The 26,705-nt window shown below is 45.7% G+C and carries 14 protein-coding genes; 6 read left to right on the top strand and 8 right to left on the bottom strand.

Annotation, left to right across the window (positions count from 1 at the left end):
• Positions 1-101 precede the first annotated feature (101 nt).
• Positions 102-3,173, bottom strand: coding sequence for a PAS domain S-box protein (locus QUA56_RS16040; RefSeq protein ID WP_333359248.1), 3,072 nt, complete (start codon positions 3,171-3,173; stop codon positions 102-104).
• 375 nt (positions 3,174-3,548) lie between these two features.
• Here QUA56_RS16040 and QUA56_RS16035 point away from each other — a divergent pair, with 375 nt between their 5' ends.
• The 4 genes from QUA56_RS16035 (at position 3,549) to QUA56_RS16020 (ending at position 8,803) form a co-directional block, all read left to right on the top strand.
• Positions 3,549-4,742 (top strand): NAD(P)/FAD-dependent oxidoreductase, encoded by a 1,194-nt coding sequence (locus tag QUA56_RS16035; protein ID WP_333359246.1) that lies wholly within the window; start codon positions 3,549-3,551, stop codon positions 4,740-4,742.
• 307 nt (positions 4,743-5,049) lie between these two features.
• Positions 5,050-6,972, top strand: coding sequence for a S9 family peptidase (locus tag QUA56_RS16030; RefSeq protein ID WP_333359244.1), 1,923 nt, complete (start codon positions 5,050-5,052; stop codon positions 6,970-6,972).
• Positions 6,973-7,070: 98 nt separating this feature from the next.
• Positions 7,071-7,793, top strand: coding sequence for an HAD-IA family hydrolase (locus QUA56_RS16025; RefSeq protein ID WP_333359242.1), 723 nt, complete (start codon positions 7,071-7,073; stop codon positions 7,791-7,793).
• A 233-nt stretch (positions 7,794-8,026) separates the two neighbouring features.
• Complete coding sequence (locus QUA56_RS16020) at positions 8,027-8,803, top strand: ABC transporter permease (RefSeq protein WP_333359240.1); 777 nt, start codon at positions 8,027-8,029, stop codon at positions 8,801-8,803.
• Between the two features lie 280 nt (positions 8,804-9,083).
• On the opposite strand, the gene ilvB is transcribed toward QUA56_RS16020, so the two are convergent.
• From ilvB to QUA56_RS15995, 5 genes are all read right to left on the bottom strand, one after another.
• Positions 9,084-10,919, bottom strand: a complete 1,836-nt coding sequence (gene ilvB / locus QUA56_RS16015; protein ID WP_333359238.1) for a biosynthetic-type acetolactate synthase large subunit — start codon at positions 10,917-10,919, stop codon at positions 9,084-9,086.
• A gap of 445 nt (positions 10,920-11,364) precedes the next feature.
• On the bottom strand, positions 11,365-13,230 hold the full coding sequence (locus tag QUA56_RS16010) for an ABC transporter ATP-binding protein (protein ID WP_333359236.1): 1,866 nt from the start codon (positions 13,228-13,230) through the stop codon (positions 11,365-11,367).
• 75 nt (positions 13,231-13,305) lie between these two features.
• Positions 13,306-17,766, bottom strand: coding sequence for a WD40 repeat domain-containing protein (locus QUA56_RS16005; RefSeq protein ID WP_333359234.1), 4,461 nt, complete (start codon positions 17,764-17,766; stop codon positions 13,306-13,308).
• A 230-nt stretch (positions 17,767-17,996) separates the two neighbouring features.
• The gene (locus QUA56_RS16000) at positions 17,997-18,605 is read right to left on the bottom strand and encodes a Uma2 family endonuclease (protein ID WP_333359232.1); all 609 of its coding nucleotides are present in this window, start codon (positions 18,603-18,605) and stop codon (positions 17,997-17,999) included.
• A 148-nt stretch (positions 18,606-18,753) separates the two neighbouring features.
• Positions 18,754-21,111, bottom strand: coding sequence for a glycoside hydrolase family 31 protein (locus tag QUA56_RS15995; protein ID WP_333359230.1), 2,358 nt, complete (start codon positions 21,109-21,111; stop codon positions 18,754-18,756).
• A 769-nt stretch (positions 21,112-21,880) separates the two neighbouring features.
• Between QUA56_RS15995 and QUA56_RS15990 the strand changes: the two genes are divergently transcribed.
• Positions 21,881-22,483: a 2OG-Fe(II) oxygenase gene (locus QUA56_RS15990; RefSeq protein WP_333359227.1), complete on the top strand. Its 603-nt coding sequence runs from the start codon at positions 21,881-21,883 to the stop codon at positions 22,481-22,483.
• Between the two features lie 735 nt (positions 22,484-23,218).
• Here the strand turns inward: QUA56_RS15990 and QUA56_RS15985 are convergent.
• Positions 23,219-23,620, bottom strand: coding sequence for a biopolymer transporter ExbD (locus QUA56_RS15985; protein ID WP_333359225.1), 402 nt, complete (start codon positions 23,618-23,620; stop codon positions 23,219-23,221).
• Positions 23,604-24,263, bottom strand: coding sequence for a MotA/TolQ/ExbB proton channel family protein (locus tag QUA56_RS15980; protein WP_333359223.1), 660 nt, complete (start codon positions 24,261-24,263; stop codon positions 23,604-23,606). Before QUA56_RS15980 ends, QUA56_RS15985 begins: the two co-directional genes overlap by 17 nt.
• 761 nt (positions 24,264-25,024) lie before the next feature.
• Here QUA56_RS15980 and QUA56_RS15975 point away from each other — a divergent pair.
• Positions 25,025-26,686 (top strand): TonB family protein, encoded by a 1,662-nt coding sequence (locus QUA56_RS15975; RefSeq protein ID WP_333359221.1) that lies wholly within the window; start codon positions 25,025-25,027, stop codon positions 26,684-26,686.
• Positions 26,687-26,705: the final 19 nt, after the last annotated feature.

Raw genomic sequence — 26,705 nt, 5'->3', positions numbered from 1 at the left:
GCATTGGGCATTGGGAATGGGTAATTGGTAGTAAATAACTACTGACTACTGACTACTGACTGCTGACTGCTGACTGCTGACTGCTGACTGCTGACTGCTGACTACTGACTGCTGACTACAGGAATCTCGATCGCAAATTCCGTACCTTGACCCGGTGCGGAATGGCATTTAAGCTGCCCGCCGTGTTTTTCAACCACAATTTGATAGCTGATAGACAGCCCCAAACCAGTACCTTTACCCGGTTCTTTCGTAGTAAAAAACGGATCGAACAACCTTTCGTGAACATCTATCGGAATCCCCGGCCCGTTGTCAGCAATCCGAATCACAATATGAGAAGGATGCCGCCTCGAAACATCAGAAATAGCATGAGATCCCTGCATCAAAGCATCCTGTTCGTACTTTACATCCGTACAAATCCGCAGCGTCGGCGAAGGACAATAAGGAATCGGCGCCATTTCCCCCTCGGCCCACTGTCCGGTTTCCATTGCCTCTTCCAAAGCATCAATTGCATTGCCGATAATATTCATAAAAACCTGATTCAACTGTCCCGCATAACACTGTACGCGGGGCAAATTTCCGAACTCCTTGAGCAGCGTAATTTTCGGATGTCCTGCCGTTTCTTTTAACCTATGCTGCAAAATCAACAAAGTGCTTTCAATCCCTTCGTGAATATCAACCTGTTTTTGTTCTGCTTCATCCAAGCGCGAGAAATTCTTCAGCGACAGCACGATCTGGCGAATTCGCTCAGCTCCCATTTTCATGGAATTTAACAGCTTCGGCAAATCTGCGAGCATAAAATTCAAATCTATCTCTTCTATCTCTCGTTGAATTTCCGGTGTGGGGTGCGGGTATTCCTGCTGGTAAAGTTGCAGCATTTTTAGCAAGTCTTTAAAGTAATCGTTAGCGTGCATGACGTTGCCGTAAATAAAGCTAACTGGATTGTTAATTTCGTGAGCAACGCCAGCGACTAATTGCCCCAAACTTACCATTTTTTCATTTTGAACCATCATGCTTTGAGTTTTATGCACGTCCCGCAGGGCTTTTGCCAATTCTTGATTCTTACTCCTCAATTGACTTTCGGAAAGCTGCACCGCTTCTTCGGCGCGTTTGCGCTTGGTAATATCTTTGCGAATTGCTACATATTGATGGGGTTCTCCGCTGGTATTTAAGCAAGGTACAATCGTAGTATCCAACCAGAATAATGTGCCGTCTTTAGCTTGATTTTTCATTTCTCCCCGCCAAACCTTTCCCTGGCGGATGGTTGACCAAAGCTTCTTGAAAAAATCTGCTGGGTGATAGCCAGAATTTACAAGTCTGTGGGTTTTGCCGATCAGTTCTTCTCGGGAATATTTAAATTGTTCGCAAAATTGATCGTTGACATAGGTAATTGCTCCGAATTCGTCGGTATTCGAGACAATTGCCGATTGATCCAAAGCAAATTTTTCAAATTCCAACTCTTTGAGAGTTTGGCGCAATTCTGCTTCGGCTTGTTTGCGATCGCTAATATCAGTAATCATCCGCAAAACCCCGGAAAAATTGCCCTCACCGTCGAACATCGGCGTCGCCGACACGATCGCCCACAAGTGAGATCCGTCTTTGCGAGTAAACTTAAAATCGTGGCGTTCGCGAATGCCTTCCCGCCTGCGCTGGACATAACTTTCAGCTATTTCCCTAGATTCGCAGTCGATAAACTCAAATAGCGATCGCCCCAGCATTTCCTCCACAGTATAACCCAGCATTTCGGCCATCCGAGAGTTAGCAAAAGTCGTGATACTTTCGCTGTCAAACATCCAAACGCCCTCCGAAGCCGTCTCGACAATGCAGCGGTAATAACTCTCGCTCTTCCTGAGCACTTCCTCTGTCTGTTTGCGATCGCTAATATCAGTGTGCACCGCTATAAAACCTTCGAGTTCCCCCGTTTCTTGATAAATTGGGGCGATCGAAAGCGCCACCCAATAACCCTTTCCCTCCTTGCTGTAATTGTAAATTTCCTGATTAAACGGCACACCGGCAGCCAAAGCCGATCGCAGTTGAGCAATAGCTAGCGGGTCTGTTTGAGGGCCTTGCAATACATCACCCGGTTTTTTTCCCTGCATTTCTGCCAGCACGTAACCGCTAATCCGAGTAAATCCTTCATTCACCCATTCAATGCAGCCTTGAGCATCAGTAATAATCACACCATTTTGGGTTTTTTGAGCCACAATGGCCAAGCGCGACAATTCTGTTTCAGTTTTTTTGCTTTCCGTAATATCTTCAGCAATACCCAGAATGTACTTAGGCGCGCCCGAATCGTCAAACAAAGGAACTTTTTTCGCGTGCAAAATCCGCTTTCCCCGGTGCGGAAGTTCGATAGTTTGTTCGGGCAAATCGACGCCTTTTCTCGTTGCAAGGACTTCTAAATCTTGTGCTTGCAAGTAATTAGCCTGCTCTGACTCCAACAAGTCAGCAGCATTGTTGAAGAGCACTTCATCGCTGGAATAGCCAAACAATTCCTCGCTAGCAGTATTCCAATAAATAAATTTTTGTTCTACAGCATCTTTAATAAAGACGCTAATCGGCAGATTTTGCAGTACCGCATTCAGAAAATCTTGAGTGTTTCGCAAGTTTTCCTCAGCTCGTTTTCGCTCCGTAATATCCAATATCACTCCGTCGAGATAAACAACCCGAGACAGAGAATTTGCGATCGGCGAAACCGGCGAAACCCGTGCTGCCAAAAATCCCTCTATTTCCCCTTCTCTCTCTTGTTTTCCTCTAGCCTCCTGGGCCTCGCAGCCAACAGCTTGACCTTTTTCGCAAACCCAGCTAATTTCGCCGTCAGCCCGGACAATCCGATATTCAAGGATGTACGGAGTTCTAGTTGCTACACTTTTTTTGACAGTAGCATCCACATTTTTACGGTCTTGAGGATGGATAATGCTGGCAAAAGAACGGACGCGATCGTTGATAAAATCAGAAGATGGATAGCCTGATATTTCTTGAACGGCATCGCTCAAAAACCCCATTGTCCGTGTTAATTCGCCGTCGCCAGTACAGTCGCAGGTACAGTGGTAGACAGCACCGGGAATATTAGCTACTAAATTTTTATATTTTTCTTCGCTGCTTAACAAAGATGAGCTGTCTTCGTTATTGCGATCGCCGTTCTTATATTTAGAAGAATTCGAGGAAATTTGCATGAGTTTTTTCACTTGAGAGTGCGGGGCAAGTGTTAGAGTAGATGACCCTATAAAAAGTGAATTTAATTTGCGAAATAATTCGTTACCAACTAATATAGTACAAAATTACTTCTGCGAACATTCAGAAAATTTGAGGCCGGGTAATAGGTAAAGCTAATCAAGGCTAGAGATAGAGAAAACAGTTCGGAAACGCATTGTCTAACGGATTTAACGGATGGATGTTGAGGTTCGAGGGAAACAGGGAAGATTTTTCCACTCCCCCACTCTCCCCCATCCCCCACTCCCCCACTCCCCCACTCTCCCACTCCCACTCCCCCACTCTCGTTACAATAAGATAACTTGCCTTGCTACCGATCGCCCCTCAAACAAAACATCATGACTCAACAACAACCCCGGATTTGCATTCTCGGCGGAGGCTTCGGCGGACTCTACACAGCCCTGCGCTTGAGTCAGTTACCCTTCTCCAAAACCGAAAAACCCGAAATTGTTCTCGTTGACCGCCGCGATCGATTTTTGTTCGTTCCCCTGCTGTACGAACTCCTGACAGGCGAACTCCAAACCTGGGAAATTGCCCCGCCGTTTGCCGAACTCTTGCAAAACACAGGCGTGCGCTTTTGTCAAGGTACTGTCTCCGGTATCGACTTGGAGGAAAAGCGAGTGCAGTTGCACGACGGGCCAGAAATTCCGTGCGATCGACTCGTGTTAGCTTTAGGCGGCGAAACCCCTCTAGATACCGTCAAAGGTGCTGTTGAATACGCTTACTCATTTCGCACCCTCGACGACGCCTACCGCTTAGAAGAAAGACTGCGGTTTTTAGAAGCCAGCAACACCGACAAAATTCGGATTGCGATCGTCGGCGCCGGTTATTCGGGAGTAGAATTAGCTTGTAAATTAGCCGATCGACTCGGAGACAAAGGTCGCGTGCGGTTAGTCGAGCAAAGCGACAGGATTCTGCAGACATCGCCGGAGTTCAACCGCGAAGCCGCAAGCAAAGCTTTAGAAAAACGGAAAGTGTGGATCGACTTAGAAACAACTGTAGAGGCGATCGAAGCGGACACAATATCCTTACTTTACAAAGGACAATTAGATGTTCTCCCCGTAGACATAGTATTGTGGACAGTAGGAACTCAAGTTAGTCAAGCAGTGCGATCGCTACCCCTCAAACAAAACCGCCGCGGTCAATTAACAGTCAATCCGACAATGCAAATTATCGACCATCCAGACATATTTGCCTTGGGAGACTTAGCAGAATGTCACGATGCAACTGGTCAAAAAGTCCCCGCAACAGCCCAAACAGCCTTCCAGCAAGCTGACTACACCGCCTGGAACATTTGGGCATCCCTCACCGGCCGCCCATTACTTCCTTTCCGCTATCAGCCGCTAGGAGAAATGATGACATTAGGAATTGACAACGCCACCCTCGCCGGTTTAGGAATTAAACTCGACGGACAACTAGCCCACATTGCTCGCCGCCTAGCCTATCTCTATCGGATGCCCACATTTGACCATCAACTAAAAGTTGGTTTCAATTGGATTAGCAAGCCGATTCAAGAGTTGCTGAAAAACTAATAGTTAACTGTTGACCGTTGACTGTCGATCGTAGGACTTAAGCCTCAGTCATATGAGCTCCGATCAATTACCACGATCGAGAAAGTTTGTAGTGAGGACTTTAGTCCTCAGCATTAGTAGGTTGGGTAGAGCGAAGCGAAACCCAACTCCCAACGTTGTAGTAGGTTTGGTCGCAAGCGAGAGCGAAACTCAACTCTCTCGCGAGTCACTTTCGTTGGGTTTCGTTCCTCAACCCAACCTACTAATTTTATATTTTTTTGAGATACATCCAGGACTGTAGATAATAGAATATGAGGCAGAATAAAAAATGCAAAATTATACATTTAAAAAGCCAAAAACCGAACTTCCCCCCCTAATCGAGCGAGAAATTCTGTTCGGAAATCCCGAAAAAACCCGCCCCCAACTTTCACCCGACGGCAAGTATCTCGCCTACATTGCACCCGACGAAAACAACGTCTTGCAAGTGCGACTCCGTACCGTCGGTCAAGCAGACGATCGCCAACTGACAGCCGATAAAAAACGCGGCATCCGCATCTTTTTCTGGACTTACAGCGGCGAAGAGTTAATTTACCTCCAAGATGCTGAGGGTGATGAAAACTGGCATTTATATTTAGTAAATATCCAGTCAAATCTGGTTCGCGACTTGACACCATTTCAAGGCGTTCAAGCTCAGCCGATCGCCTTTGACCGCAACTTCCCCAATGAAATATTAGTGGGAATGAACATCCGCGATCGCAGCAAACACGACGTTTACCGCATCAACCTCAAAAATGGTGCCGTTGAACTCGACACCAAAAACCCAGGTAACATCCTCAGTCGGACTTGGACTGCTGACGCCCAATTTCAAGTGCGGGCGGCCACAGCCACAACTGCCGACGGCGGCTCAGAATTGGTGTTTCGGGAAACTGCACAGAAGTCTTGGGAAAGCCTGCGAAGCTGGGGGCCCGACGACGAAGGCGGTGCCGTCATGTTCTCAGAAAACGGCAAAATTCTTTACATCATGGGCAATCACGATGCTAACGGCAAACGTTTGATCGCCTTAGACTTGGAAACCAAACAAGAAACCGATCTCGCCTCTGACCCAGAATACGATGTCGGCAACATTGTCGTACACCCCACCAAGCGAGAGATTCAGGCAGTTTCCTTCTACAAAGACAAGCAAGAGTGGCAGATTTTAGACCAAAGTATAGCAGAGGATTTTGAGGCGATCGGCAAATTCCGTCCCGGCGAATTCTCCATCACCAGCCGCAACCTCGCCGACACTACTTGGCTAATTGCTTACAGGACAGACGACGACCCAGTTTACTACTATACCTACGATCGCACTTCCAAAACCTGCACCTTTCTGTTCAGCAACCAACCTAAACTCGAAGGGCTACCGCTATCCTCAATGGAACCCATTTCTTACACCGCAAGAGATGGTTTAACCATTCACGGCTACCTGACAAAACCTGTCGGAGTCGCCACACCTGTACCGACAGTCTTGCTTGTTCACGGTGGCCCCTGGGCACGCGATACCTGGGGTTACAATCCACAAGCCCAATGGCTGGCAAACCGAGGTTACGCCGTTTTGCAAATCAATTTTCGCGGTTCCACCGGCTACGGCAAAGCCTTCCTCAATGCCGGCAATCGCGAATGGGCGGCTAAGATGCACGACGACTTGCTAGATGGGGTTAATTGGCTGGTAGAAACAGGAATTGCCCAACAGGATAAAATTGCGATTATGGGCGGTTCTTACGGTGGTTATGCTGCCTTAGTCGGATTGACTTTTAGTCCCGATGTTTTTGCCTGCGCCGTCGATATTGTCGGGCCAAGCAATTTGATTACACTGCTGCAAACTATTCCCCCTTACTGGGAACCGAGAAAAGCAAGTCTGTATCACCGCGTCGGCAATTTGGAAACAGAACCAGAGTTTTTGAAATTGCGATCGCCTTTATCTTTTGTCGATCGCATCCAGAAACCCTTACTCATCGCCCAAGGTGCTAACGACCCGCGAGTTAAATTAGCAGAAAGCGAGCAAATTGTCAATGCCATGAAGCAAGCCGGCAAACCTGTAGAATACGTGCTTTATACAGATGAAGGACACGGATTTGCGCGCCCGGAAAATCGCCTGCACTTTTATGCGATCGCCGAAGAATTCCTCGCCAAATATTTAGGAGGAAGATTTGAACCTGCGGGCAATATTGCCAATCATTCGGGTGTGGTGAATCCGCAAACAACTCACAACTGAAAAAGTTTGTAGTGAGGGCTGAAGAACTCAAACCTAAAATCCTAGGCAACCAGGACTAAAGTCCTTACTACAAACCAATAACAAATAACAAATAACAAATGACCAAAGTAATTTTTTTAGATGCCGCCGGTACACTGTTTGACGTTCGCGGCAGCGTCGGCGAAGTTTACCGACAATTAGCCAATAGTTTTGGAGTAACAGTTAATAGTCAAGAGTTAAATGCAGCATTTTCCCAAAGCTTCGCCTCAGCAAGTCCGATGGCATTTCCAGGGATAGAATTAGCAAAAATTCCCCAGCTAGAATTTGAGTGGTGGCAAGCAGTTGCCGCAAAAGCTTTTCAAATAGCAGGCGTTTTTCACCAATTTTCCGACTTTCCCCAATTCTTTGCCGAACTCTACGCTCATTTTGCCACCGCCGAACCTTGGTTCGTCTATCCCGACGTATTCCCAGCATTAAATAAGTGGCAAAAACAAGGAATTGAATTAGCCGTCGTCTCGAATTTCGATTCCCGAATTTATGCAGTATTAAAAGCACTAAAATTAGCTGAATATTTCACATCAGTGACAATTTCCACTGAAGTAGGTGCAGCCAAACCCGATTCTCAAATTTTTACCGCTGCTTTGCAAAAGCACAACTGCCTTGCAGAAAATGTGTTGCATATCGGCGACAGCTTCAAAGCAGATTATTGCGGTGCTAAAGCCGCTGGATTAAAAGCAATTTGGTTGAACCGAGAACCGGAAAAAGTAGTAGAATCCGGCAAATTGCCTTTAACTGAAACAAAAATAGAACAGTGCAGCAGCCTTGATTATTTGGCGTTTTAACTTTACAATTTTAACTAACGTACAAGATTTAATACAGCAGATTCCACGTTTATGAAGTACACCGCGAACTCGGGCGAGTGCCGTAGGGACACGGCACTGCCGTCTCCCTACAAGAGCTTAGGGGCGCTTACGGTTATCCTCCGGGTGCTTGTGCACCTTACCGTTATTAACTAACGTACAAGATTTAATACATCAATAGCTTTACTGCTATAGGGTAAACGTAGTATCTAATCATGAAAAAAACATCGCTGGCAACTATATTAACAGACACAATCACCGTGTTTTGGGGAGAATGGTTAGATTTGCGAGTCCGAATCCTGCCAGTTGCCGCCGCTGGTTTAGTATCCCCAGTAATTTACATTCTAGCTTTTGGTTTTGGCTTGGGAAGTTCCTTGCCTAAACCTGCAATTGGCGGCAATTATCTAGAATTTATGCTGCCGGGAATGGTAGCACTTTCATCGATGACAGTAAGTTTTACCGGCACAGTATTTTCGATTTGCGGCGAACGCCTTTTTACTAAAACATTTGAGGAATTGCTGTTGCTGCCAGTACACCCGCTCGCTTTGCACGCGGGCAAAATGCTAGCAGGAATACTGCGGGGAATGCTGACTTCTGTTTCGGTAATTTTAGTAGCAGTTTTGTTTACTCAAAAACTCGTCTTTTTGAATCCGCTATTTTTGTTAGTGATAATTCTCAACTCCGCTGTATTTGCGGGCCTGGGAGTGATAGTTGGGTTAACCGTAAAATCTCTGGAATCCGTGGGATTGTACAACAATTTTCTGATAACTCCGATGTCATTTTTAGGAGCGACATTTTTCGACCCAGCCTCGCTACCCGTAGCCCTGAAAGGAATAGTTTATCTGTTGCCGCTGACTTATGCCAGCATTGGATTGAGAGCCGCTGCTTACGATATGGCAAAGTTTCCTTGGTACAGCATACCTGTTTTGTTAGTGGCTGCGATCGCCTTTTCTTTAATCGGTGCCCGCCAGTTTACTACCCAGCAAGACTGAAGGAATAAGTCATAAGTGTCCTGGACTTACGCAATAGCGGTAAGGCAGGGCGATCGTACTTAAACTATATTGTCTGATGAGTTCACGATCCAAGATCGTCCTCGCACCAGCCCGGTAGAATAACGGCACCTAAAGGCGGGAGATGAACTCTCAAGCGGCCAAATCAAGAGCGCCCGCCTTTAGGTGCCGTTAAAGATGTGGTCTGGATTGCCGCGATCGAACTAGATTGCTATATCTTGTTAAGGTCGATCGCACTCCTGAGCGGGCTAGGTGTCCCTACTTAAACTTTTGTCCCGCACTCAGGACAAAACTTATTGGTCGAAACATTCTTAGCGCCGCAAGTCGGACAATAAATCAACTCTGCAGATTGCAACTTGCTGCGTTCGGGCAAACCAACCATTTGAGAGTTACTCTTGCCCGGAACTACCATCGGATAGCAGTTTTCGTCCCTCGTCACCTTCACGTTCATCAGCACCGGGCCGTCGTGAGCGAGCATTTGACCGATCGCATCTTTGAGTTCCTCCGGCCGCGAAACCAGCATCCCCTTCACGCCATAAGCTTCAGCCAGCATCACAAAATCCGGCATCCCCACAGTCATATTCGACGACGAATAACGCTCCCCGTAGAACGCCTGCTGCCACTGCCGCACCATGCCTTGCCAGCCGTTATTTACAATCACAACCTTGACATTAATGCCGTATTGTGCTAGTGTTCCCAGCTCTTGAATATTCATTTGGATGCTAGCATCGCCAGCAATACAAATCACTTGCTCGTGCGGCAGCGCCATTTTCGCGCCCATCGCCGCCGGCAGCCCGTAACCCATCGTGCCCAAACCAGCGCTCGAAATCCAGCGGCGCGGCCCGTTGTTCAAGAATTGAGCCGACCACATTTGATGTTGACCGACATCCGTTGTGTAGTAAGCATCTGGCGCTTGAGTAGCCAACTCCGAAATCACCTCTTGCGGAGCCAAAATGTCTGGGTAATGAGGCACAACTAACGGATAGTCCTGTTTCCAGCGATCGATCCTGTGCAGCCATTCGGCAGTCTGTCCGGGATTCGGCGAAACTCCAGTTTCCCGACAGCGGCGCAGCAAATCGATCAAAACTTGCCGGACATCTCCGACAATCGGCACTTCAGGGCCGCGATTTTTGCCCACTTCTGCCGGGTCGATATCGATGTGAATCACCTTCGCCCGCGCGGCAAACTCGTCTAATTTGCCCGTCACGCGATCGTCAAACCGAGCTCCAACAGCAATCAGCAAATCGCACTCGGTAACGGCAAAATTAGCGTAAGCAGTGCCGTGCATCCCCAGCATTTTCACCGACAAACGATGATTTTCGTCAAAGGCACCTTTGCCCATCAGCGTTGTCGTCACCGGCAATTGGAAAAGTTCGGCCAGTTCCTTAATTTCCTCGTGCGCCGCCGCCGCGATCGCCCCGCCGCCCACATAAAGCAAAGGACGTTTTGCTTCCTTCAGCAAATAGATTGCTTGACTGATTTGCCGGGGATTTCCCTTCACCGTCGGCCGGTAGCCCGGAATTCTCACAGATCCGGGTTCCACGGGCAGATAGTCAAATTCTTCTAAACCCACATCCTTGGGCACATCAATCAAAACAGGCCCCGGCCGCCCTGTACTCGCGATGTGGAAAGCTTCTGCCACAATTCGCGCCATATCTCTGGGCTCGCGCACTACATAAGAATGCTTGACAATTGGCAGGGTAATCCCGTAAATATCAGTTTCCTGAAACGCATCAGTGCCGATCGCCGGACGGGCAACCTGACCGGTAATAATTACCATCGGGATCGAATCCATGTGGGCCGTCGCAATCCCCGTCACCAAATTAGTTGCGCCCGGGCCCGAAGTAGCGAAACAAACCCCAACTTGTCCGGTAGCGCGGGCGTACCCGTCTGCCGCGTGAGCAGCACCTTGCTCGTGCCGCACCAGAATGTGTTTGATAGCGCCTGTTTCTTCAGCGCGGTAGAGTTCGTCGTAAAGCGGCAGAATTGCGCCGCCGGGATAACCAAAAATATGCTTGACGCCGTGGCGGATCAAGCTGTCAATCAGAGCAAATCCACCAGTTGCACGCCTGATGGCCACTTTAGTTTTTAGTTGCACAGAAGTTCCGTCCTTAAACTAATTATGATTTTTAATGAAAGCTTTCATACCACTTTAATCTCAATTAATCAAACTATGAAAATTTAAGTGGTGAGATTTTACAAAAGATTTCGCGATCGCAGAGGGTTCGCCCGATCGAGAAATTGTAGAACAGCAGAGGCAGAAAAGAAACAGAGGAAATCGCGGCTTCTATGCCGGTTTACCGCGATATGACCCTTGTATAGCATTCGTCATTCGGCATTTGACAAGAAAAACAATCGTTTCAGCAATTAATATCGTTTTCGGTGGCATCGGAATCATATATTTGGATGATTTTAGTGCGAGCGTCCCCGCTCGCTGCGCGGATCGCGAGCGGGGACGCTCGCACTACATAATTCCGATCTCACCGGATTTTATCTAACAAATAACTAATAACAACTAACAAATAACTAATAACAAGTAATGACTAAATATAACTGCTAGCTTGACGGGTGAACATCGAGCAGTAAATTCCGTTTGATGCTATCAATTCGTCGTGAGTTCCTATTTCTGCTATTTTACCATTTTCCATCACGGCGATGCGATCGGCAATTTTTGCTAATCCCAATCTGTGACTGATGACAATCGTGGTTTTTCCGGCGGCTATTTGGCGGAAGATGCTGTAAATTTCGTGTTCTGTCTTGGGGTCGAGGGCGGCGGTTGGTTCGTCAAAAATTAGCACTTCGGCTGTAGAAAGCCGCATTAAGGCGCGGGCGATCGCAATTCTTTGCCACTGTCCCCCCGATAAGTCTATGCCGTCTTCTAATTGTTTCCCCAACGGAGTCTCTAAACCTTGCTCTAAACTGTTGACTTTAGCTGCAATCCCTGCTTCGGAAATAGCTTCGTTAATTGCGCTGTCATCCGACAGGGAAAGCAAGTCGCCGAAACCGACGTTTTCGCGGACTGTGGAGGGGAAACGGGCGTAATCTTGCATGACGACGGCGATGCGCGATCGCACGTATGCTAGAGAGTACGATCGCAAATCTTGACCGTTCCAGGCGATCGTACCGCTTGTAGGATCGTACAGGCGGCCGAGGAGTTTGCCAAGGGTTGTTTTACCCGCGCCATTTTCCCCTACAAGCACTAGCATTTCACCCTGATTAATGGTTAAGTTGATATCTTCAACCGTGCTTTTATTGCTACCGGGATAGCGAAAAGATAAATGCTTAATCTCGATGCCAATTTTATCTTTTGTGGGGCGGGAATCTTGCCCGCCATCTGGTAAACTAGGCAGGCGAGATGCCACATCCACAAGCGGAGACTGCAACTCTGGTTTCAGATCCAACAGTTGAAAAATCGGACTAACGCCGAGGGAAATATCGTACAAATTAGTGTAATTGCCAATCAGTAATTGCAAACTTTGCTCCACCTGAACAATCAAACCCGAATAAAGCGCCAAATCCCCCAAAGTATAGCGCCCTCCCAAAGCTCCCATTACCACATAAACAAATGGCAAAGCTACTCCTACTCTACTAAACACTGACCAGAAAAGTACAACAATTGCTCCTTTTTTTCGGATGCGTTGCATCTCGCTAAAAAACTGCACAAACTGACCCTGCCAGCGTTTGAGCCAAAGTTCCTGCAAGCCAAACAAACGCAATTCTTTAGCGTATTCTTCTCCCGTCAATACTCTAGAGGATAAGTTCATCTCGCGGCTGATTTTAGCTTGCTTTTTTTGAACTCTCCAGATGATTCTGCTATATTTCCTTTGGATGTAAATTGAGGGAGATGATGAGATTAACATCAGCGCTGGCACCCACCAAGCTATGGCAGCAGCAAGGCTAATAGATGGAATAAATATAAAAATCCCCGTGATGGTCATGCTGAGAGTAAAGGCTAGTTGCTGTATTTTGGATACTCCGGTTTTTGCGAGTTCTACAATATTTAATAGTTCGGGGTTTTCAAACAGGGCGATATCGTCGAAATTGGCGACTTTTTCGAGGACTTTTCCTTCAACGAATCCTTGAACGCGATCGCGCAAAGATGTCGATGCAAAGGAACTCATTGTTTCGAGGGAGTCGCCGACTAACTTGAGACTTAAGACTCCGCCAATACTCCACAGCAATATGGGGTGAGAAAGCATCAAAGTAAAGGGCTGTGCTGTTTGGGTTTGCGACAGCAACCGAGATACTTCATCAATGATTAATTTATCTAAAAAAAGCACGCCTGATGGGGCCGCACCGCGAATGATGTTGAGTAATATTAAATTGCGGAGTTCTATAGGTGCGGCTTTGATTATCAGGCCCAAGCTGCGCCGCAAAGCTTGGAATGTGGTAATTTGGATCGGTTGCATAGTTTGTGGGTAGGTGTCGGGTCTACTCATCCCCGGACGCTATATTATAACAAAGGTGCTTTTTAGGATCTATTCTTACAGACTCAACTCTGGTATTCCCCATATCCGAATAGTTCCATCACCATGACCACTAATAATTTTTTTTCCATCTGGCGTAATTGCAAGAGAAATGAAACGATTGCTTGTGCAATACCTTTTTATATAGCGAAGTCTTTCTCCAGTATTTAAGTCCCATATTTCAATAAACCACTCATAAGATTCATATTTTATGAATCTATAACCAGCAGATACAATTCTTTGACCATCTGGTGTAAGTTTAAGAGCTTCTACTTCTCCAGCATAACTGTTTAAAGTTAGCCGAACCTCTGGATATTTCTTTGATGTTAAATCCCAAACTTTAATCTTTTTGTCATGGCTGCTAATAAGTGTTTTACCATCTGGCGTAATAGCCAAAGCATAAACCCACCCTAAATTCCTTCCTATAATTGTTCGCAATTTCCCGGTTGTTAAATCATAGGATCTGATGGTTTTATGGCTTACAATTAGTCTCTGTTGGTCAGGAGAAATAACCATAGAGTTACTATCCCACCAATAAAGAGACCAAGAGTTAAATGAATAAATTTTAAATTTTTTTAAGAGTTCTTGGTTGTTTAAATCCCATATTTGAATAATCTTGGTGTCTTCTACGCCAATTAACTTTTGCCCATCGGGTGTAATTACCACTAAATAAACTTCATTTGAACAATGTAGAGAGTGTCGTAACTCGTTAGTCTTTAAATCCCAAATTTTAATGGTGTTATCGCAACCCGCACTAACAAGCGTTTGCCCGTCTGGAGTAATCGCAACACAGTAAACACAGGCTTCTAGCGTACTAAGTAACTCTCCGGTGTTTAAATTCCAGATTTTTATAGTATTGTCCCACGGACTACCACTAACAAGTCTCTGTCCATCTGGTGTAATAGCCAAAGAAGTATGAATCAACCCCAAATCACGATCCAAATCACTATCAAAATGACCATCAAGGGTATTAAGACACTCAAAATATTGATAGGGATTGTATTCAACAGTCAAAACAAAGACATCAGCAGAAGCGCTTAAGTTTGCACTCGCTTCATTCAAACAGAAACGACTGATAGATAGGAAAACCCTAGCTACTAACTTTTGCAGCTTTTTCCAAAACCACCCTTCTAAAGCCGTATGAAAATCTAATACATTTGGATCTACAATTGTATCAATATCTGTTGTTTGATATACCTCTATATCTAGTTGTTCGTCAGCTTCTACTATCGTATCTGTCTCTTGAATTGCATCGAATTCCTCTGTACTTATATCTAATTCTTGTGTCTCATCAACTATTGAATTATCTAAATTTTCCTCGGTATCTGTTGAGCCTGAATCTAAAGCAAATATTTCTTGGAGCAGCATTTCATAGGAAATTAAGTAAGATATTATTCTGCTAGAAATTCCAGTATATAAAAAGAGCTTTCTTATATCTTGCGTATACTTCGGGGCTAATTGAGATGTTGCAGTTACTTGAAAATAACCTTGCTCATTCTGAGTAAAAGTTAATGTACCATCTTGAGCAATTTCACCTCCGGTTGTTTCCCAATCAACCTCACCAGGCGCGATTGAAAAGCCGAATTGATCTAATCCTTTAACAACAAATGTTTGTTGTTCGCTCGATTTAAGATAAACAAAACTAGGTTTAATTTCTAAACGCTTTAACACAGGTAGCAGGATAACTTTAGCTGTACCGCTAAGCTTTCCTAATTTTGCGGTGACAGTAACTTCGCGCTTTTTATAATCGCCTTTAAAAGCTCCTTTATTGGTAATTAATCCACCAGTTGTACTGTTCCATATAACATTCATTATGTCTAAAGGATCGCCGACTTGATCGAATCCAGTTACAGTAAAAGTAAATGCTTCTTCTGGTTTAAGTTCTACCTGTTCAGGAGATATTTTTAGCCCTCTCAAAACAGGAGTAACAGTAACTTCAGCGTTAGCGCTTAAATGTCCTACATTGACGGTTACTTGAGAATCACCTTTTTGCTGTTCTCCACTACAAAAATTGCCACTTTGATCAATGAAGCCGCCTGTTGCATTCCATTCAATATCGCTGACAGATATTTCTTCACCTCGTTGATTTAAAGAAACCACATTAAATTTTTGGCTTTGTCCTGGCTCTAAAATAACAGATGAAGGGAAAATCTCTATGAATGTTAACCGAGAAGGTTCGTAAACTTTAACTTCTGTGCAAGTGTTAATTGTCCCTATACTTGCTTTAATAATAACACTTTCTTCTCGGTCGGTCGCATAAAATATGCCCTGATTATCAATGTTTCCACTAATTGCTAACCAAGTAACTTTTCCAGTTTGTATGTTGTTACCATACTGATCTAATCCTTGAACTTCAAACTGAAAGCTCTGACCAAACTCTAATTGAGATGTTGAGGATGTAAAAATTATTTCTGTTAGCTTCGGAGGTGCAATAATCGTAATTGGGATAACTCGACGAATTGAACTGACTGAAGCTCTAACTTCAAAATCTCCTTGCTTGCTTCCAGCTATAAAATTGCCATTTTGGTCAATCGCTCCACATTCACTACTTACTAACCAAGTAATTGCTCCAGTTTGTATGTTGTCACCATACTGATCTACTCCTTTAACTCGAAACTGAAAAGTCTGCCCAAACTCTAATCGATATATTGAGGATGTAATAATTAGTTCTGTTAGCTTCGGAGGTGCAATAATAGTAATGGGAACAACTTGATGAATTGAACTAACTGAAGCTCTAATTTCAAAATTTCCTTGCTTGTCTCCAGCTATAAAATTGCCATTGGGGTCAATCGTTCCACCTCCATTTACTTCCCATAATACAGTTTCCTGCATGAGATTTCTTCGTTGATCTAAAACTTGTGCTGTAAATTGTTGCGCTTTACCAAAGTCCAAAGTAATGCTAGAAGGAGTAACAGAAATCTCAGTGATTCTAGGAGGCTGAATAATATTAATTGTGACAGAAGCCTCAAAAAAGCTTATTTTTGCTTTAACTTCAAATCTTCCTTGCCTTTGACCTGCTGTAAATAAACCTTGTTCGATTTTCCCTCCGGTAGTTTCCCATTTAACATCTGTATTATTAAGGCTCATCTCTCTATTATTCTGGTCTAAACCTTTAACTGTAAAATTCTGGGCTTGACCACAAATGAGTGCTTGGGGAATTTCAGAAATAACAATATTGCTTAGTTTTGGCTCAGAACATCCTTTAATAGGATGGAGTGGTTTTCCTGTTTTTGTGTCCAACAATTTTACCCAATCTTTACCTGCAACAGCCAGAGTTTTTCCCTCACAATTAATTGCTACAGAGCTAATCAATTCAGGCTGTTCGGGTGAAGTGTAGATGATTCTATTATCTTTTAAATCAAAGATGTTAATTTTTTTGGAAAAACCTACTACAAGTATATTTTGCTCGACATGACAAGCTATAGAATTAATTAATCCTTGATATTTAGAAGTATTTACAAGTTCTAAACTGTCAGCCGGAAATTGAGTATAAAAGTTACCACCTCCCAAGATTCCGGCACCTAGGCCTGCACCTATTAATGCACCTATTGGGCCACCAAATGCAAATCCAATTGCCGTAGTTAATCCTGTACCTGCAACAATAACCCCAGCGCCCAATTTATTTGAAGATCCTTCTTCAGATTGTGATTTCCAAAAGTTGACAACACCATCACGACTTCCACTAATTAAGGTTGTGTTGTCTGAAGTAATACTTAAAGATTGAATCCAATCCGATTCCCCTTCAAGACTACGTATGAATTGACCGCTATGTAAGTTCCATACTGTAATTTTTTTATTAGTGCTACCGCAAACGATAAATTTTCCTTCATGAGAAATACATAAGCTCAAAACAGAAGATAGTTTTTTTGAACTTTCTATAGTTTGATTTAATTTGCCCGTTGTTAAATTCCATATTTTTATATTTTTGTTTGTGCTACCGCTGACAATGGTTTTTCCATCAGGAGTGATAGCAACAGCAGTAACCCAACCATGCCAACTTAGCCTATTTAATGTATGAATAAGCTTCCCAGTTTTTAAATTCCATACCTTAATAGTTTTATCGGCACTTCCGCTAACCAAAGTATTTCCATCAGGACTAATAGCCACAGACAAAACCCAGTGCGAGTGTCCTTCAATACTACGAATTGTTGCCCCCGTTTGCAAATCCCATACCCAAATCTTTTCCCAACTCCCTCCTACTAAAATAGTATTATCTGGACTTATTGCCAGAGAAGTAATAACATCTGTTGGACAAGGTGTTAAGCTTTCAGGTGTATTTTCCCTCAAATAATAATTATCACCACGAAAAACTCTGTAGGCAAATTGTTTAACTCTGTCTGATTGATCTTTGATAGACTGTTCAATCAATAGTTCTAAACCTTGTTGATCATAATTGAGAGTCTCTGATAAAGCAGCAAGTCTTTCTTGCTCACTTTCACTAGATAACTGCTTCTTAACTTCTTCAATTGTTGTAGACATTCTATTTCTCTCCCAATCATTAACTTTCTGATTTTTTGGCAGCCACAAGCAACAAATTAGCTAGGTGATAGGGTTTTCCCGTAAATGTGGTGATAATAAAATTTCATCTAAGTTATCTATGTAGATTATAACAGATGATCGGTTAATCATTGTAAATGATGATGACATAATTTCTGTTTCTTTATCCTCAAGTTTCCCAGGTTGGTTGAAAATTTATCAGTGCATTACACTTACCCACCGTTAAAAATTTGCTTGGCGGTCAAATTCAACTCTGGAAACACTGCCGAGTCAACCCTTTCATCTCCTCGAAACAGTTTAATTTGATACTCACCATCTACTAGCTGATAAACCGATAAAGTAGGCTGTTTCGGAGAACCAATATAACGGCTACCACCTAAACCCAAATAATCGACAATCCAATATTCAAAAATGCCTAATGCTTCATAATCAATCATTTTGTGTGCATAATCGTCGCGCCAATTTGTGCTGACAACTTCAACAACTAATTTGACGGAATTTCCCTGAGTAATAACTGATTCTCTTTCCCATCGAGACTCATTGGCTGCTACGGCTTGTTTATCTAATACAATTACATCGGGATCGTAGCCAGAGTTATCGCTAAATTTAATTGTACATTCCTTGGGAATAAAGTAAGGAAGCTGTAGTCGCCTGATTTCTAACCCAAACTCGATCGCCTGAAAACCGGCGCTGGCTGAATGTTTACCAGTTGGATTTGGCATTTCAACAATAACTCCGTTATGTAATTCATAATGTCCGTTTTCTGGTTTTCCTTCCAGAAAATCATCAAAAGTTATTAACTTGGATATTGTTTGAGTCATCAGAAAGCCTCTTTAGTGATAGGTCGATGAATAATTATATTTTGAGTTCGATCGAGGGATGCGATCGCCCTTTCCATCTCAAACTCTACCAGATCGAGCGATCGCCCTGAATCAATCCCACGATAGCATAAACCGCTTTATGCCAAAGTTATCCAAATGTCAAACGCCGCACCGTACCGTCATCTGTAAATCGCTGTTCGCCAACGTCAACAACTTCCACAATAACTTCGCGTTCTGATATCAAAAATTGACCCTCCCGCGCGGCAATTTCAACGATGATTTTTTCCCCTTCCAAATACACCTTGTAATTAGTCGTAACCCAGACACCTTTTTCATGTTCAAAACTGTGTCCGTCGTCCTCATAAAGCGTCCATTCACCGCTTCCGGGCCAAATTCGCATTTTTAATGACTCAAGCGGTTCTTCGCTGACAAATTGCCTCACAGGTGCGATCCTCTTCGAGGGCTTCGCTAACGCAATTATGCCTCCTCCCCGGACGTAAAGCGGCATTCTCTCCAAAGGTGCATAAGCTAAAATGTGCATCGGGCCCTGATAGCATTCACCCGTCCACCAATCGTACCAAGTCCCCTCCGGCAAATACACGGCGCGATGCTCAACTCCCGGCCGGTAAACAGGTGCAGCCATCAGCGACGGGCCGAGTAATACTTGATCGTAAAGGTGATAAGTTGTGCGATCGCGCGGAAAATGATATAGTAACGGTCGCAAAATCGGTGTTCCCGCCGTCGCAGCTTCCCAAAACAACGTGTAAATGTAAGGCAACAACTGATAGCGCAAATTCATGTATTCGCGGCAAATCTTCTCAGTGCGATCGCCAAAAACCCACGGTTCGTGCTGGGCCGTACTAATCGCCGAATGACCGCGCATCAAGGGATACAGCATCCCCACCTGCATCCACCGCGCGAACAGTTCAGCCGTTGCATTCCCCGCAAAACCGCCGATGTCGCAACCGACAAAGGCTACGCCGGAAAGCCCCATATTGCAAAGCATTGGTAGGGACATTTCTAAGTGTTCCCACTGCGATTGATTGTCGCCCATCCATACCGAGGAGTAACGCTGAACGCCCGCAAAACCCGATCGCGTCAGCACAAAAGATCGATCGCCAGATCGCAGTTTTTGCAACCCCTCAGCACAAGCTTTCGCCATCATCAACCCATACAAATTGTGGGTTTCCGCGTGAGTTGCGCGATCGGATTCCGGGCCTTGCGGTGCATCCAGGGGAAAGCTGATGTGTTCGCCGCCGTCACCAAAAGGCCGTTCGGCGATCGCAGGTTCGTTCATGTCGTTCCAAATACCTGCAATCCCAATATCTGTAAGGCTTTTGTGCAGGTCGCCCCACCACTCGCGCACCTCCGGCCGCATGAAGTCGGGAAACACGGCTTTGTCGGGCCAAACGTAACCGTGAAACAGCTTTCCGTCGGCGGTGCGGACGAAATAGTCGTTCTCCACACCGCGATCGAATATTTCATAATCTGCTTCCGGTTCGTACTTGACACCGGGATCGACAATCGTCACCACCTTAAAACCGGCTGCTTTCAAGTCTGCGATCAGTTTAGCGGGATCGGGGAAACGCTTCGGGCTCCAGGTGAAAACGCGGTAGCCGCGCATATAGTCGATGTCGAGGTGGATGACATCGCAGGGAATCGCCCGATCGCGAAATTCCTTCGCCAACTCGCGCACAACGTCCTCGGATTCGTAGCTCCAGCGGCATTGGTGGTATCCCAGCGCCCATTTTGGCGGAATCGGCATCCGGCCGGTTAACTGGGTGTAGGTGGCGATAATTTGGGCGGGTTCCGGGCCGTAAATGATGTAGTAGTCGAGTTCCGGGCCTCTGGTTTCCATCCGCAAAACCCCCGGTTGTTCCGCGCCGATGTCGAACTGACTCCAAAATGTCGTGTTGAAAAAGATGCCGTAAGCGCGATCGGGATTCAGGGCGATGTAAAATGCGATCGCCTGGTACATTTCATCGGTGAGGGAATTGTAGTCGAGGGAGTCGGTTGTCCAGTTTGTCTTGACTTCGGAGAGTTTGTCGAGAAAGCCGGTGCGTTCGCCGAAACCGTAGAAGTGCTCGTCTGCTTCGATGCGCTTCCAAGCTGCGGTTGCACCGGCGCGCCATCCCATCGCGCGATCGCAGTCGGTAGCAAACGGTTTTCCCGATTTGTCAAAGCATTCGATTGCAGGACGATCGCGCTTGACTGAAATCGTGATTTGTGCTGTTTCAATTTCGATTTTTTCGTCGGTTTCTCGCACTTCAAATGGTATAATTTCCCACTGTTCGTCATCGAGAGTTATTGAGTGCGATCGGCTGTTAAATTCACCTGTCGGTGACATTCGCACTCGGATTAAATTCGGTGCGAGGATGCTGATTTTGAGAGCGGAGTTGGTACAGTTGAAGTGAATTGTGCGATCGGTTTTATTGATGGATTCTACGGAGCCGATCGTTGACCAAGGCTGTTCGGTAGTTTGGAGTTTTCCGAAGTATTGCGGCATATACCCTGACCTGAAATATTATCGATTTTGCTGTGAGGAGTTAAGAGTTGTCATCTGGCCAAAGGCTGAACTACCATGCTTCTTTTTACATATTTGGCGGTAAAGTCTCGAAATTATTTGTGCCGTTTGCTGCTATGTAAAGAACTCGATTCACCATATCGCGCCCAGCTTCAAGTTCAGTATATATTGCAGCAACAGCTTCTTTGACGATCGCAATCTATTCGCTTCCCAGCAAGTCGCCTTCAGAAATACAAATAATGCCAGCGTGAACTTCGCGCGTGCGAACCTCTCAAAATCGCCGACATTATTTGTAGGGTGCGCCTCCCCCTTACTTATAGCGGGTTAAAAAATTTGTTGGTCTGAGTTTTGCCATCGGACGATCGCCTGTATGTCGATCGCCTGTATAGTAGTATTTGGCAGTTGCTAATCGGTGGCGACACTTCCGGGCGATCGCCCGCAGTTGAGAAAAACCTTTGACTTATGTACGCGGACATAAATCAACATCATTACAGCATATTCCATGTATATGCGGTACACACAACAAGGGTCGTAAGTAAGGTGCGTCGCCACCCGCAAAGCGAGCAAGTTCCATTAAACATGAGCAGCGACGCACCCTACATAACACGTACCGCACAATATAGCTTTATACTGTACTTCACGAACTTGGAATATGCTGTATGTCATTGCGAGGAACCAAGCAATCCCAAGTCTGAGCGATTGCTGCATTCCTATCTGCTGTTTCCTTAAACTTTGATGATTTTTTAGTGCCTTGAAATACTACAGCCAACATCCTAACGCTTTCTCGATCGACTACCTCAACGACTTGCGAGGAGCAATTCTAGCATCCCCATATCTAGCAATCAACAACCTCAACCGCGATTTCATTGGCACAAAAGGCTTTTCCGTGGTGTTTCAGCGTTCCCAAATCGCCGAAGTAGAACGGCGGTTTCCCTTGTTTAAACCCTATCTAGACCAAGCATTACAGGCTGAATGCAATGCTTTTTACCTCAACCCCCTGTTGCTGGGTGAAGGTTCTCGCGTCGATCCGCATATCGATCGATCTTTGCGATCGTACTGCAAAACGGTGGAACCTCCCGCAGCCGTCAGCGTTTTGTACGTACAAGTGCCGCCGAACTTGCAAGGGGGAGAGTTGATACTGCGGCGCAACAAACAGCAAGTCGGGCAGATTAAGCCGCAAGCGAACTCGCTGGTCTATTTTCAAGGAGATTTGACTCATTCTGTCAACGCTGTTAAAAGTACCGGGACTCGTTTGAGTTTGGTTTGCGAACAGTACAGTTTGAGCGCAACAGAACTGCAAGATATTCCAGCATTCACAGTGGAGTCTAGGGCTGTAAAAGCCAAAAGCAAGTAAGGTCTATTGGATAAAAAGAATCGCATTAGTTCAACGTCAATATATAGCAATCCTAAATCTGTCGCAAAATCGAGCGAGACCAGAATCCTTGCAGTGCGAGCCAGAAAGCTCGCGTATAATGCAAGCAAATCATTTAGGATTGCTATAGGAAAAAACACAGCTTTTCACCACAAATAGGATTTATTAATTGTGTAGATATCAACCGGGATATCCAGCAATTCTGGGTAAGAAATTACCGGATTTATGCTGCACTAAGCTGTTGCGGCATTTAAATTGCATATTCGACGCGGGCGGGACACCCCACAAGACTTTAATTTTTTTTTACAAAATATTTAAATATTCAACAGCTTAGGATCGCGAATTAAATAACTTACAATTTTAATTGTTATGGTGGGATGGGCGTCCCGCCCGTCCAAAAAGGGCGGGCGGGACGCCCAACCCCTACTCCCCACTTTCAAGAGTGTAAGTTATTTAATTCTCATTTCTTAGTAAAGCCTGTAAGCTGTTGAACATTTAAAACAGATTGTATGGTGCCGGGCGTCCGAAGTGTTTCCCGTTTAAGCGGAGCGTGTTCGCGCGCGGATGACGCACCCGGAACAGCCAAGTTAGTGGTTTAAATGCACAACAGCTTATTCATTTTTTAATCTGGCTTACAGGCTTTTTTAGTACATCTGCGCGGGATAATTTCAGTTTAAAGGTATGAGGGAATTACAAATTAGGAATTATATTAGCTCTCTACTTTGTACTAGCAATCCCTAACTTAGCTCCCTTAATTCCGCGTAATCGATCCATAACTGCAACAACATTCCCGTGATAGACGCTTTTATCCGCATTCAGGATAATTAATGAGGTCTGATTTGACCCCATCACCTGTCGCACCGTACTCTCAATCTGCTCTAAGTTGACTGACTTTTTATCAACCATTAATTTTCCCTGAGCATCAATGGTGACGGTGATTTTAAAAGGTGCTTCCTGACTCTGAGAGGTTGATGCTTTCGGTAAATTTACCGGCAGACCCTGGGATTTGGATAAAGACAGAGAGGAAACAATTAGAAATGTCAATATGGCGAAGACCACATCAATCATTGGCACGATGTTAATCTGGGGAATATTATCAGGTTCATCGGGTAGGCGCATATTTAGATTCTCTTAGTAGTTGTTCGTAGCGGTGACGGTACAGTAACTCTAGCTGGCCTCCGGCTTCCTGAATATAAGCTATCTGCTGTAAGTAAAACCCGCGAAACATATTGGCAAATAGGAGCGTAAAAATTGCCACCACTAACCCCAGTGCCGTAGAGATGAGGGCTTCGCTAATCCCAGCGGTAACTCCTGTGGCATTAGTGCCCCCGGCATCCCCCAGTTTGAGGGCACCAAAGGTAGTAATTAACCCCAAAACTGTTCCGAGCAACCCAAATAACGGGGCAACACTGATAATGGTGTCAAATATTGTATTGAATCGCTTCAGGATGGGGATTTCTGCCTGAGCGCCACTCTCTAGGGCCAAACGCAATTCTTCGATGTTGGGCGAGTCTAATTCTAAAGCTTCTAAAAAAATCCGGGCTAGGGGCAAATCGCCGTTTACTTGTAACTTTTTGATCGCGGAATCGGGGTTTTGACTGTATACTTGTAGCACTTCCCGCACCACTCGCCGCTGCCGCCGATTTACCTTAAACCAAAACGCAAGACGCTCTATGATCAGTGCGACTGCTATGATTGACGAGGCAAACAGCGGCCAAGCAACAATGCCTGCTGACTTAAAAATGTAAATGAGACTATCCATTGGTTTTTACTCTCGCTAGCTCTGTTGAGTGATCGCAAGCTGCCTAATGCTGCAATTAGCCCGATAGAAGGCTGGTAGAGTTTCTGCGTCAAGTCGGCACAAGTGATTCAGACTGCGAATTGTTTCACTCAAGCGCGATCGCGATCGCACAAACGCACTACACGTATGTGACTATCTTCGTCTTTACCAAATCTGTACCCAAAATGCTCCTACTGTTATCGCTACCGATTTTTCTACCAGTGCTTCCTTGCTAAATATTTGTGTTAGGACTTGACAATAATCTTCAATAATTTAAAAGATTCTCAACTAGGTTTCCACAAAATTCAGGCAATGTCAAGCCATCACCCACAATTTAATATAGATTTTACTTATAATTAAAAATTATTCAATAATTAATTATTATATTAAAACTTCTAAAAAGCTTGAGAATGCTGAAATTTGTTGGTATATTCGGGGGTGGAGTATTGGAGTTAACGCATTTTGGAAGCTTGCCCTGCCAGAATCCGAACATTGACAGCGCCCGTGCGAGCAACGTAGGCCCACCCAAACGAAATGCTGAGTGGTGGCGTTTACTCGCTCTATCAAAATTAAATAAATGAAAAATAATTGCAAGAGTCTTGAACAGGGTGACAGTCTTCTTATAGGATTGGTAGGTTCATCATTGATAGCAAGCTCAACATGCAGTTGGTAGGTTGTTTTGGGTTATGTGGGGGAGCCAGCGAAAATGTTGCCAACCCATCCATCAAGGAGATTCATAAGGCATGAGTTTTTCAAATGTTTCGGCGACGCAAAGAGAACAACAAGAAGAAGCTCTCAAAAAAGTTCTGGCGCTCAGTCTGTTAGCCTCAACCTTTTTGCACGGTGTCGCGCTGCCGTTGAGCCTCAAGTTGGTCAAACCTGCTGAATTTGCAGAGGAGCCCATTGAAGTTGTCATGGTTGATGAGCCTCAAGTAGAGGAAACCAAGCCAAAGCCGGATATTCCAGAAAATGTATCTCCCCCGCCTGAGACGTTCAAACCAGAACCGCTACCAGAGCCAACTCCCCCAGAGGAGTCACCGATAGCCGCAACGCCACCGCCGATTCCAGAGGAGCCACCGATTGCGGCAACACCCCCACCGATTCCAGAGGAGCCACCGATTGCGGCAACACCCCCACCGATTCCAGAGGAGCCACCGATTGCGGTAACGCCACCACCGATTCCCAAGGAGTCACCGGTTGCGGCAGCGCCACCACCGATTCCCAAGGAGTCACCGGTTGCGGCAGCGCCACCACCGATTCCCAAGGAGTCACCGGTTGCGGCAGCGCCACCACCAGAGATTAATAATAAAGAGCAGCCCTTAACGGAAACTTCGCCACCAACTCCTGTGGAGCCTTCCCCGATCGCACCTAAACAAGATTTCAATTCCCCAGAAACTCCTAAAACCCCGATCGCCAACGAACCCCAAAACCCCTCGCCCGAGCCAACAATCGATCGCCCCAGCACAACGGCTCCCCAGCAATCGCCTCCCAGGGAACCACCCGTTACCGCCTCCCGCCCCAAGAGCGCTGGGAGTTCCGCAGACTTTACAAAAGATGCTGGAAACCCCAAGTCCTCCGACAGCCCTGAAAAAAATAACCCGGTCTCGCCATCTGCTTCGGCGGGTAGCGGGGAGCCTTCCTCAGAGGCATCAAATTTTTCTTCCGGGCCCATACAGCGATCGCCCGGGGCTGGCTCGCCAGTCACAGCTACTAGGCCAGGAGGCGGCAGCAATTCGAGAAATGCGATCGGAGGTGTAGGAAACCTCGCCTCCTCTGGAAGCCCTGGAGGCGGAAACCCTGGAGGAAGTGCGTCGAACTCACCATCCAGCGGCGCCAGCGAAAATGGCGACATACCTTCCTCAGAGCCATTTGGGGCTGGTTCGGGGCCAATACAGCGATCGCCCGGGGCGGGCTCGCCAGTCACGGCCACTAGGCCAGGAGGCGGCGGCAATTCTAGAAATGCGATCGAAGGTGTAGGAAACCTCGCCTCCTCTGGAAGCCCTGGAGGACGTGACTCTAACTCATCATCCGGTGGAGGTGGAAATGGCGGCGGGCTTTCGTCAGAGCCATTTGGCAGCGGTTCGGGATCGGTGCCAAAACCGACAAATCCAGGAAGAGGGGGGAGTCCTTCGCGGGGTTCCGGCCCGGCACCCGGCACTTGCATTAGCTGCGGTAAACCTGACTATCCGAGCGCAGCCAGACAAGAAGGGCGGGAAGGCCGAGTGCAAGTCAAGTTTGACGTTGACCCCAACGGTAAGGCATTCAACATCGCGATCTTGATTTCTAGCAACTACGACGACTTCGATCGCGCAGCGATTAAAACAGTAGAAAAATGGAAATTCGCCTCATCAGAGAGTGGCCTGCAAGGAAAAACAGCATCCATTACCTTCCGCCTCGATGATTAGGGAATTGCTGGAAACATCA

The sequence above is a fragment of the Microcoleus sp. N3A4 genome, from assembly GCF_036701805.1.
GTDB lineage: Bacteria > Cyanobacteriota > Cyanobacteriia > Cyanobacteriales > Microcoleaceae > Microcoleus.
Note: the sequence above shows the minus strand (reverse complement) of the source record. Positions and strands in the feature narration are given on the sequence as shown.

What these genes read in the sequence shown, in the direction of transcription:
- QUA56_RS16025 (WP_333359242.1), top strand. Translation starts at nt 7,071, where the DNA reads ATGACCAAAGTAATTTTTTTAGATGCCGCCGGTACACTGTTTGACGTT.
- QUA56_RS16040 (WP_333359248.1), bottom strand. Translation starts at nt 3,173, where the DNA reads ATGCAAATTTCCTCGAATTCTTCTAAATATAAGAACGGCGATCGCAAT.
- QUA56_RS16000 (WP_333359232.1), bottom strand. Translation starts at nt 18,605, where the DNA reads ATGACTCAAACAATATCCAAGTTAATAACTTTTGATGATTTTCTGGAA.
- QUA56_RS15985 (WP_333359225.1), bottom strand. Translation starts at nt 23,620, where the DNA reads ATGCGCCTACCCGATGAACCTGATAATATTCCCCAGATTAACATCGTG.
- QUA56_RS16020 (WP_333359240.1), top strand. Translation starts at nt 8,027, where the DNA reads ATGAAAAAAACATCGCTGGCAACTATATTAACAGACACAATCACCGTG.
- QUA56_RS15975 (WP_333359221.1), top strand. Translation starts at nt 25,025, where the DNA reads ATGAGTTTTTCAAATGTTTCGGCGACGCAAAGAGAACAACAAGAAGAA.
- QUA56_RS16010 (WP_333359236.1), bottom strand. Translation starts at nt 13,230, where the DNA reads ATGCAACCGATCCAAATTACCACATTCCAAGCTTTGCGGCGCAGCTTG.
- QUA56_RS15980 (WP_333359223.1), bottom strand. Translation starts at nt 24,263, where the DNA reads ATGGATAGTCTCATTTACATTTTTAAGTCAGCAGGCATTGTTGCTTGG.
- QUA56_RS16035 (WP_333359246.1), top strand. Translation starts at nt 3,549, where the DNA reads ATGACTCAACAACAACCCCGGATTTGCATTCTCGGCGGAGGCTTCGGC.
- QUA56_RS16005 (WP_333359234.1), bottom strand. Translation starts at nt 17,766, where the DNA reads ATGTCTACAACAATTGAAGAAGTTAAGAAGCAGTTATCTAGTGAAAGT.
- QUA56_RS15995 (WP_333359230.1), bottom strand. Translation starts at nt 21,111, where the DNA reads ATGCCGCAATACTTCGGAAAACTCCAAACTACCGAACAGCCTTGGTCA.
- QUA56_RS16030 (WP_333359244.1), top strand. Translation starts at nt 5,050, where the DNA reads ATGCAAAATTATACATTTAAAAAGCCAAAAACCGAACTTCCCCCCCTA.